The sequence below is a fragment of the Sodalis sp. (in: enterobacteria) genome, assembly GCF_051710625.1.
Taxonomy (GTDB): domain Bacteria; phylum Pseudomonadota; class Gammaproteobacteria; order Enterobacterales; family Enterobacteriaceae; genus JBPESN01.
Genome location: NZ_JBPESN010000070.1, coordinates 3,312 through 12,065, shown reverse-complemented (window position 1 = coordinate 12,065; position 8,754 = coordinate 3,312). Strand labels below are relative to the sequence as shown.

Below are 8,754 nucleotides of genomic sequence, written 5' to 3'. Positions count from 1 at the left end.
CCGGTAACGGGCTACATAAGCTTCAGCGAAGCAGCTCATGAAATTACCGACTATATCGTGGGATATTACAGCGCACTCAGGCCGCATGAATATAACGGCGGGTTGCCACCAAACGAATCAGAAAATAAATACTGGAAAAACGCTAACGCGGTGGCTAGTTTTAGTTGACCACTACATCGTGCGCGCGCTCTCCGCCAGCGCGCCAATGGTATAACCTTCGTGTCCTTGGCTGCCGAAGCGCAGTTCGCCAATCTGCGTTTGCTGCCGTTGCGCGTCCATGACCACCCGATGTACGCCCGCGCCAACGTCCCATTCCACCTGGCGGCGGGTCACCTCCGGCGCCACCACCTCATGGGGATAAGGCGGCGCCGAGCACGGCGCGCCAAACGCCGGCCCGTCGCCGGTAAATGGCGTCGCCAGGGCCCGGCAACTGTAATAACGCGTCGTCCGTCCACAGCTGCAGCGGCCCTTGACCCGGCTCGGCCCAAACCATTGGCCAATAGGCGGTAGAAAGCGCCAGCTGCCGCCGGCAGCCGGCTGAAGAGCGATAGGCCGCCCTTTTAAGCAATAACCTGACGCGGAACGACTCGCCCGGCGCGACGCTCTTAGGACGCGTAAGCCGGTGTACGCCGAACGTCACCCGCGCGTAGCTTGCCGGCCAGCCCGACGTGCTCAGCCAATGTCCGCCCAGGGTAATACCGCGAGGATCGGTCCGCAATCTTTCCCCTTGCCAAAGGCGCAGCATGGGTTCACCCATAATCCCGGTCTCCTCGCCCAGCAGCCATCGCCGCCAAAAGCGCAAACATTCGCCTAGGAAGTCAATTGCCGGGCCTGGCACCCCCCCCCAAGTGGGATAAACGTGGGTCCAAGGGACAATCAACCCTTTGCGCGGCGCATCTAGATGCTGCATCAACCGTAAAATGGCATCGCAATAGCCATCGGTCCAGCCGCCAACCGCATAGACGGCGCACTCGATAGCCTGACAATCTTCACAGATCGAGCCGCGCCAGAATGCATCGCGCTCGCTATGCGCCCGCCAGGCAATCACCTCAACCGCATCATCCTGCTCTTGCGCCAGGTATTCATCGCGCTGCAGACCGTCGGAATTCCCGCTGCCGCGCAAATCGATCCGCAGGGCGGCGATACCGTGGGTGGGGAAAACCCCGTGCATCATGGCGTCGCCCGTCGCGGTGTTGTCCGACTGCCAGTAGGGGATCCACTCCAGCACCAGCGGCTCTGGCGGGGCGTGCTCAAGCAGCCACAACCGGGCAGCGAGGCGGGGGCCGTCCGGCAGCGGCACAAAAATCTGACGATAGGACGCTATCTGTAGCGAAAAATCGACGGTGAATGACGCTTGGGACATGGGACAGCTCCTGTCGCTAAAGTAGTGAGTGCGAGGCCAGCGCCCGACGCTTTCGGTCCGCGCGATCCCAAAGAGAGATCACCGTTGCCCCCGCCAGGCATAACGCGCCACCAATAATCAGGGTTAACGGCAGGCCGATCTCCTCCGCCACGCCGCCGTAAATAATGGCGCCGATCGGCACGGTGCCAATCAGCATCACCGAATAAAATGACATAACTCTGCCGCGCAGATGATCCGGCACCCGGTGCTGCAACAGCGAGTTGGAGGTCAGATTCTGGGTGAGCATAGCAAAACCGATGGGCGCGGCGATAATGGCCCTCAGCCAGAAATGCTGCGACAGCCCCAGCAGGACTTACGCCAGCGCCAACATGACCGTAGCCCGCAGCGGCCATGGCCCCATGGTGCCGATCTGACCGACAAAGGTGAGCTGTAACGCCGCCAGTAATGCGCCGACGCCGGTAACACTCATTAAAATGCCCGAACCGGCAGGACCGCCGTGCAACACGGTATCCGCCAGCATGGGTAGAAAGGAAAAATACGGCACGGCTGGTGAGACTGCATAGCCCCACCAAGAGCAGAATACGCAGCGCCGGCGCCTCCTGGCGCAGAAGAGCCAGCCCCTCACCCATCTCGTGCAGCGAACCTTTCAGCCGGGTCGACGGCGGGCGCTGCGACATGCGGATGGTGAACAAGAACAGGATCAGCGGCACGTAGGAGGCGGCAATAAAGGCGAAACACCACCCCTCGCCGACGGTATCTACCAATACGCCGCCCAACGCCGGCCCTATCAGGCGCGCGTCGTTGAAAATCACCGAATTCAGCGCCCGCGCTACCGCCACGCGCCGCGCCTGTCCTCCCGCCAGTTGATGTGGGTAACGATCGATAACCGCCGCCGGTAGCCCGATCATCAACAACAGTCGACTCGCCCCCGCGCGGCGGTCTATCTCGCGACCGTTGACGCTGAAAGGTTCAGTCACCAGCTTTTCCACGCGCATGTGCGGATCGAGCGCCGCCATCGGATCCTGGAAGATCAGGCCGGTGTCGCACCGGATCCCGCGCCAGGACCAATCGCTGGCGTCCTGGGGCTCGCGGCCGTTGACCTGTACCATGCCGCCGCTAATCGGCGTCAGACCGATCACTGCCCGGCCAAGGGTGGTTTTGCCGCTGCCGCTTTCGCCGATAAGGCCCAGCGTCTTGCCCGACGCCACATGTAGGCAACACCGGTCAATATATTCACTGATCGCACCGCACCCGGTTTGAACCGGCTGAAGAGACTACCGGTGCAATAGCGCACCACCAAATCTTTAATTTCAAGCATGCGAACCGATCCTATGGCAACGTACTGTCCAATCATCTTCTCCCAGACAGGTTAAAGCCGGCGTCACACAGCGACACGGCCCGAAGGCCGAGGCGCAACGGGGCTCAAAAGGACATCTGACCCGCTCGCCGCCGGGCGGAGGAACGGCGCCGGCGATGAACGGCAATTCGCGGCCGACGCCGGGGATACGCGCCGGATCGCAGGCCAGCAGCGCCGCCCTGGGTATAGGGATGCGATGGCGTGGCAAACAAACGCTCTATTGGCCCCGCACCTCCACAACTTCACCGGCGTACATGACCGCCACCTTGTCGCACAGCGCGCTGACCAGATACAAATCGTGGGTAACAAATATAATCGCGCCGTCCACCAGTTTCTGGGTGGCCTTCAGAATCTCCAGCACCTGCATTTCCGTCGTGGCGTTCAGCGCGGTGGTCGATTCATCGGTTATCAGCAATTCCGGCTCGGTAAGCAACGCCGCGGCGATGGCGATACGTTGGCGAATACCGCCGCTCAGCTCATGGGAATATTGCGTAAGCCGGCCGGCGGGATCGAAAATGCCTACGCGTTCCAGTATATGGCGGGCGCGCAGGCGTTTTTCCGCACGCGTACCGCCCTTGTGATGCTGAAAAGCGATTAGCTGTTTACCGATCGTCACCACAGGATTAAGCGCGGTAAACGGATCCTGCGAGACGGTGGCGGTACCGTTGCCGCGCAGTTTGCGTCGGCCCTCCTTCGGCAGCGTTAGCAAGTCGACGCCGCGGTAGCGCAGTTCACCGCTGGCCCGGGCGTTGGGCGGCAGTAGGGTCAACATGGCGCTGACCAGCGTCGATTTTCTGGAACCGCTTTCGCCCACCAATCCCAGGACTTCGCCCTTATTGACCGTAAGGTTGATGTTGCGTACCGCCTGTAACGGCCCGCGAGGAGAGTCGTAGCTGACGGTTAACTGATTAATAGTGAGCAATGTCATGCGCGATCGCCTCCGGTATGGGTGGCGGTAAGGGGGTCCAGCGCGTCGCGCAGCGCCTCGCCGAGGAAGGTGAAGCCCAGAGTGGCGAGAACGATCGGCATGCCGGCAACGATAACGATATGCGGCGCCTGGCAGATGTAGGAGTAGCCGCCATTGAGTACCGTGCCCCAGCTGGCGTCCGGCGGCTGGATGCCTTGGCCGAGGAAGCTAAGACCCGACTTGATGGCGATCACCGCGGGAATATCCATCGCCACCATGACCAGCAGGGTGCCGGTCAAATTGGGAATGAGATGCCGGACGACAACGCTGACCGGCGACGCGCCCATGGCCCGAACCGCGACGATATAGATATACTCCATCCGCTTGAGCACCCGGGTTTGGCTGCGCACCACCCGGAAATACCCCGGTACCATGAAAGTAATAATGATGAGGATAATAGTGGCTAGACTGGACTGGAGCCCCCCAGCGTCACTACCGCCAGTGCAAACAAAATCATCGGAATCGACATCAGCGAATCGCACAGCGTATCGAGCTGGCGCGGCCCGTAGCCGGCCATCAAGCCCGAGCAGTGAACCCAACCAGCAAGGCACCGCCCGTGCTGCCAAAAGCCACCATCATCGCAACGCGCGTGCCGTAAATCAGCCGAGAGAGAATATCACGCCCCAGTTGATCGTTGCCCAGCCAATAGTCCATGCTCGGCCCCTTCAACCGCAGGACCGCCTTAATAGCGATGGGATTATGCGGCGCCAGCCAGGGGGCGAACAGCGCGCACAATAACAGCGCGATGACGCAGAGTAATGCGAAGCGTTCGATTCCGGTCGACCAGACCTGACGCAGTACCCGCGCCATGCCTATCTGCGGCGGGGTGGCGGCGATAGCCGGCGCCGAAGCGCCGCCGACCGGCGTTGACAGTTCTATCATGACAACTCCTGCCGCACGCGCGGATCGAGACAGCTGTTAATCACCTCAGCGAGGAGGTTAGCCAGAACGTACAGACCAGACGTCACCACGACCGAACCCATCACTACCGGGAAATTGCGGGAAATCACTGAATCAAACGCCAATTTGCTGAGCCCCGGCCGGGCGAAGACGATTTCCGTCAGCACCGCGCCGGAAAGCAGCGAGCCAATGCCGACTCCCAACGCCGATACTACCGGTACCACCGCAATTGGCAGCGCATAGCGCAGGGCGATCAGCCGGTCAGGCATACTGAATGCACGGAAGGTGCGGATATGGTTTTCCTTCAGAACTTCTAGCATGGAGGCCCGCACCAGCCGGGAAAGATAGCCCATCCAGCCCAGCGCCACCGTCAGCGACGGTAGTACCAGCGCATGCAGCGGCGAGGCCAGATCGCCACGATAAACGCCGGCAGCGCGATAACGCTGATAGACAGCACGCCGATAATCCGATCGGCCCAGCTGTTCTGCCGTAATGCCGCCCAACAGCCGAGCAGAATACCCAATACGATTGCCCAGGCGATGGGTCAGCACATCCTCACCCAAATCGCCGCGCACCACCCGCGCAAGGAAACGGCCAATCTGTACCGGTGCGGGCTAATTTAATCCCATGGTAGCCCGCAGAGCCTGCTTTTGCGCCTCACTGGCGCGCGGGCCAAGCGCGACCGACGCGGGATCTCCTGGCACTAAAAATATTAGGCAAAAGAGTAGCGAGACGGCCACCAACATAACCGACGCCGCTAATAGCAGCCGGCGAAGCAGATAAATACGCATAGATGCGCCTGTAATAGTGTCGACGGCGGAACGCTGGCCGGGACCGAAACCGCCTAAATGCGGTTGCAACCGGTTATGAGCTTACCAGTCTTTTTTGGCGATAAACGTCGTATTTGCGACCTTATCGGTGAGAAATGCGACATATAAGAACGCCGTATGTCGCGCGCCACCGCCGCGTGAGAAAGGATGAAATGGTACAGTCAGACGCCTGGAATCAGCTCAACGAGGCGCACGATGGCGTAGGCCGGGACGCACGATCTTTCGTTTTTGACCCGAAAGCCGGGTTAAGGGGGGATGTGGCACGGCGGCTCCGGAGATCGCCACAGACCGGTTACGGCAAAGCGATGCGCCCATTATCGTCAAGCGATCGAAAGGGCGTTAATAACGCCCCGGCATAAGGCTGGCCGCCGAGGAAAACAGGCCGGCTTAACCGTTTACCCTTTTGGCATAGACAAAACAAAGCTTATTGCCCTCGGGATCGCGGCAATAGGCACTATAGAAATCCGGCGCATACTGCGGCCGTATATTTAGTTCGCCCTCATTAACAGCGCCCAGCGTTAGCGCAACCGACGATGCCGTTGCATCGGGCGAGGACGCGGCGAAACTAACCTGACTGCCGTTGGCCCAGGGGGGGGGTAACCCGTTGCGTGGCTCGCGCAGCACAAACTGCGGCCAACGCCGCTCCGCGCGTTGCCAGATCACCTCAGCCTCGCCGGCGCTATGTGCCGGCACCCGCCCCACATCAGGCCGAGTTCGGTTAGTACCGCGTCGTAAAACTGCTGCATGCGTGCCAGATCCCGCACGCCAAGCTGAATATGGTTGAACATGAGTCTATTTCTCATGGCGACTCATGTTTTAACTATAGCTAGCGTGCCGCAGTCCGTGGCGATGCCTGCGACATCAGTCATAGTCTTCTCGGCACGAGACCGCCGGCAGCGCGCGGTAAAAGCCAGTGTCAGCCCCCGTACACGGGGGAATATCGCGCTGCCGCCACCGCTTTTTTGTCATTCGCCAGCATTTGCGCCGCAAATAGCGCTGCCCCCTATTAGCTAATCCCCCTGCACGACAGCCTCCCCCACGGGGGTAGCAGACCCTTTATAACAATTACGTTAACGACGTTAGCAACCCGGCGCCGTTAACGCGATTGAATTACATCGCCCTTAGGATAATGGGGGAATATTTTCAGGGAGGTATTTCGCGTTTTTTATCTCATATCCATAAGCAAGAGTAGACCCTGACCGCTTTAATTATTGCCCGAAAAGAAGCCTTTTTGCGGACTATTTCAGCCGCCTTTGTCACCGTACAGGGAGAGCGATGGCCGTCGCCGAAGTCTATTGCCGCGCAAATAGATTATAAATTCTACAATTTGTTGATTTTAATGAAAAAAATACCATAGATGTTTGCCTAATTTAGATTTTTAGAGAAAGAGATAAAAATAGCATATCATTAAATTTTAATGGGTTACCTAAAATTATCGATAGCGATTTAAGGCGCGTTGAGGATTTTTTAGCTTTTTTGCGAGATTTTAATTTGTGATTATTTTTTGTTAGCTCGGTTTTTGCGTGATCTACTATAACGAAACCGGCACGGCGTTTCATCTAAAAAAATTTCTAAAAATCCTTTTACAACAGCACATTGCATCACTCCGCTCTGTAAATTCCGGTAAAGATTAGCGGGATATTGATATATATAGTAACCAATAAAACATAAAAATATATATTTGTCATTATATTTTCAAAATATATGCGCCTTTTTCTTATAGTCATATTTCAAATTTAAAAAAACTTCGATAAACTGCTCGGGCAGTCAGTAATGAAGCAGGGGGTCCGATCATACTCCGATTGGGCGCTAATAATAACCTGGAAGTAACCCATACTCTTCTGTCTCCAGGATGCCCCTATTTAACGGAGGTTCAGAGAACTTCACTATTTTTGTTAAAAAATGTATTTCATGTTAGCGCAAGCTAACAACATTGCTTGTTTAAAACATTTCCTAGCGTTATCAATTCTGTATAAGTGTAATATTTACCCGATACCATTAAAGCCATCAGTAATACCAAACGGAAATCTAACGTGCTTTGGGAATAACTGATAGCGAATAAATAACATATAGAGATTAGAACATGGATAAATCAACCGATATTTCAGTCATGGTAGAGTCCCTATCACGTATCTATCACCGCCTGCGAAAAGAAGTGAATGGCCAGCTGGTGAACGAAGGTCTCTCGATGTCGAAAATGAAAATTTTGCACCTGATTACCACCGGCAAAACCAGCGCCACCGATATCAAGAACTATATGGGCTTTTCATCCCGCACCGTGGTGACCGTGCTCGATGCACTGGAAAAAGAGGAGATGCTGCAGCGCCAGCAAAGCCCCACCGACCGCCGGGTGAAGTATGTCTATATTACGGAGAAAGGACGTGAGAAATTGCGTATCGCCGAACAGACCCACAAAGCCATTCTGGATCGCATGTTTGCCCCGTTATCCGAGATGCAGCTAGAAAAGTTCAGCGAAGTCTGCAATGTACTTGAAGCTCAGCAAAAATAGCACGGCTTATGATGTTATATCAGCATTGAAATCCGCGGTAAAAAAAGGGCCGGACAGTTGTAGTCATTTATCGTGACCAGACTGACGGGTCGGACGACTATTCCGGCTACCAGATAATAGACACTTTATTGCGGTTTTTAATACTCAAAGGTGGATTTTTTCCGATAAATATCTTAAACGTTCAAAAAGGGAAAGCACGGGCGATTTACACCTTCGCACGGCGACCGTGCTCCTTTATTTCTTCTCACCCGCGGGCTTGTTTGCCCCCTATGCTGACCCTGCCGCTACGTTGACAGCTGCAACGCCCTCTAATGCCCTGTATAATAGAAACGCGCCCTGTTGCTCTCTCAACCTCAGCTGACTATTTCATGATGATTCAAGGTACGCTCTATATCGTTTCCGCCCCAAGCGGCGCGGGAAAATCGAGCCTGATCCAGGCGTTGCTGAAAACCCAGCCGCTCTATGACACACAGGTGTCGATTTCTCACACCTCTCGCGCCATGCGCCCCGGCGAAGCGCACGGTCAGCATTACTTTTTTGTGTCGGTGGCGGAATTTGAGCGCATGATTGCTGAAGATGCCTTTCTCGAATACGCCCGCGTATTTGACAATTACTACGGCACCTCACGCGAAGCTATTCAGCAGGTGCTGGCCACCGGCGTCAGTGTTTTCCTCGACATCGATTGGCAAGGCGCACAGCAGATCCGCGGTAAAAAAAGGGCCGGACAGTTGTAGTCATTTATCGTGACCAGACTGACGGGTCGGACGACTATTCCGGCTACCAGATAATAGACACTTTATTGCGGTTTTTAATACTCAAAGGTGGATT

The 8,754-nt window shown here is 56.1% G+C and carries 11 protein-coding genes and 1 pseudogene; 3 read left to right on the top strand and 9 right to left on the bottom strand.

All coding sequences use genetic code 11. The features are described 5' to 3' along the window. Positions 1-168 (top strand): annotated as a pseudogene (locus tag ACTBDU_RS13750) (IS3 family transposase); the annotation flags it as partial. A 3-nt stretch (positions 169-171) separates the two neighbouring features. Here the strand turns inward: ACTBDU_RS13750 and ACTBDU_RS13745 are convergent. From ACTBDU_RS13745 to ACTBDU_RS13705, 9 genes are all read right to left on the bottom strand, one after another. After that, entirely contained in the window at positions 172-345 is a 174-nt protein-coding gene (locus ACTBDU_RS13745; RefSeq protein ID WP_438806855.1) for a hypothetical protein, read from the bottom strand. A 4-nt stretch (positions 346-349) separates the two neighbouring features. Continuing rightward, positions 350-1,363, bottom strand: coding sequence for a CocE/NonD family hydrolase (locus tag ACTBDU_RS13740; RefSeq protein ID WP_438806854.1), 1,014 nt, complete (start codon positions 1,361-1,363; stop codon positions 350-352). Beyond that, positions 1,321-2,571 carry an ATP-binding cassette domain-containing protein gene (locus tag ACTBDU_RS13735; protein ID WP_438806853.1) on the bottom strand — a complete coding sequence of 417 codons (1,251 nt, stop codon included), beginning with the start codon at positions 2,569-2,571 and terminating at the stop codon, positions 1,321-1,323. The genes ACTBDU_RS13740 and ACTBDU_RS13735 overlap by 43 nt, the downstream gene beginning before the upstream one ends. 366 nt (positions 2,572-2,937) lie before the next feature. Further along, complete coding sequence (locus ACTBDU_RS13730) at positions 2,938-3,648, bottom strand: ABC transporter ATP-binding protein (RefSeq protein WP_438806852.1); 711 nt, start codon at positions 3,646-3,648, stop codon at positions 2,938-2,940. Continuing rightward, positions 3,645-4,061 carry an ABC transporter permease gene (locus ACTBDU_RS13725; protein ID WP_438806851.1) on the bottom strand — a complete coding sequence of 139 codons (417 nt, stop codon included), beginning with the start codon at positions 4,059-4,061 and terminating at the stop codon, positions 3,645-3,647. Before ACTBDU_RS13725 ends, ACTBDU_RS13730 begins: the two co-directional genes overlap by 4 nt. A 142-nt stretch (positions 4,062-4,203) precedes the next feature. Beyond that, positions 4,204-4,569, bottom strand: a complete 366-nt coding sequence (locus tag ACTBDU_RS13720; protein ID WP_438806850.1) for a hypothetical protein — start codon at positions 4,567-4,569, stop codon at positions 4,204-4,206. Beyond that, on the bottom strand, positions 4,566-5,165 hold the full coding sequence (locus tag ACTBDU_RS13715) for an ABC transporter permease (RefSeq protein WP_438806849.1): 600 nt from the start codon (positions 5,163-5,165) through the stop codon (positions 4,566-4,568). The genes ACTBDU_RS13720 and ACTBDU_RS13715 overlap by 4 nt, the downstream gene beginning before the upstream one ends. A gap of 36 nt (positions 5,166-5,201) precedes the next feature. After that, a complete protein-coding gene (locus ACTBDU_RS13710) occupies positions 5,202-5,378 on the bottom strand; it encodes a hypothetical protein (protein ID WP_438806848.1) in 177 nt (58 codons plus the stop codon). Between the two features lie 426 nt (positions 5,379-5,804). Next, entirely contained in the window at positions 5,805-6,110 is a 306-nt protein-coding gene (locus ACTBDU_RS13705; RefSeq protein WP_438806847.1) for a hypothetical protein, read from the bottom strand. Between the two features lie 1,390 nt (positions 6,111-7,500). On the opposite strand from ACTBDU_RS13705, the gene ACTBDU_RS13700 reads away from it, so the two are divergent. Further along, positions 7,501-7,926, top strand: a complete 426-nt coding sequence (locus ACTBDU_RS13700) for a MarR family winged helix-turn-helix transcriptional regulator (RefSeq protein ID WP_438806846.1) — start codon at positions 7,501-7,503, stop codon at positions 7,924-7,926. A 368-nt stretch (positions 7,927-8,294) separates the two neighbouring features. Then, the gene (locus ACTBDU_RS13695; RefSeq protein ID WP_438806845.1) at positions 8,295-8,660 is read left to right on the top strand and encodes a guanylate kinase; all 366 of its coding nucleotides are present in this window, start codon (positions 8,295-8,297) and stop codon (positions 8,658-8,660) included. The last annotated feature ends 94 nt before the right edge of the window (positions 8,661-8,754 follow it).

Excerpts from the sequence above, each read along its gene's own strand:
- ACTBDU_RS13720 (WP_438806850.1), bottom strand. The coding sequence starts at position 4,569 with ATGATAGAACTGTCAACGCCGGTCGGCGGCGCTTCGGCGCCGGCTATC.
- ACTBDU_RS13695 (WP_438806845.1), top strand. The coding sequence starts at position 8,295 with ATGATGATTCAAGGTACGCTCTATATCGTTTCCGCCCCAAGCGGCGCG.
- ACTBDU_RS13725 (WP_438806851.1), bottom strand. The coding sequence starts at position 4,061 with ATGGTACCGGGGTATTTCCGGGTGGTGCGCAGCCAAACCCGGGTGCTC.
- ACTBDU_RS13740 (WP_438806854.1), bottom strand. The coding sequence starts at position 1,363 with ATGTCCCAAGCGTCATTCACCGTCGATTTTTCGCTACAGATAGCGTCC.
- ACTBDU_RS13700 (WP_438806846.1), top strand. The coding sequence starts at position 7,501 with ATGGATAAATCAACCGATATTTCAGTCATGGTAGAGTCCCTATCACGT.
- ACTBDU_RS13730 (WP_438806852.1), bottom strand. The coding sequence starts at position 3,648 with ATGACATTGCTCACTATTAATCAGTTAACCGTCAGCTACGACTCTCCT.
- ACTBDU_RS13710 (WP_438806848.1), bottom strand. The coding sequence starts at position 5,378 with ATGCGTATTTATCTGCTTCGCCGGCTGCTATTAGCGGCGTCGGTTATG.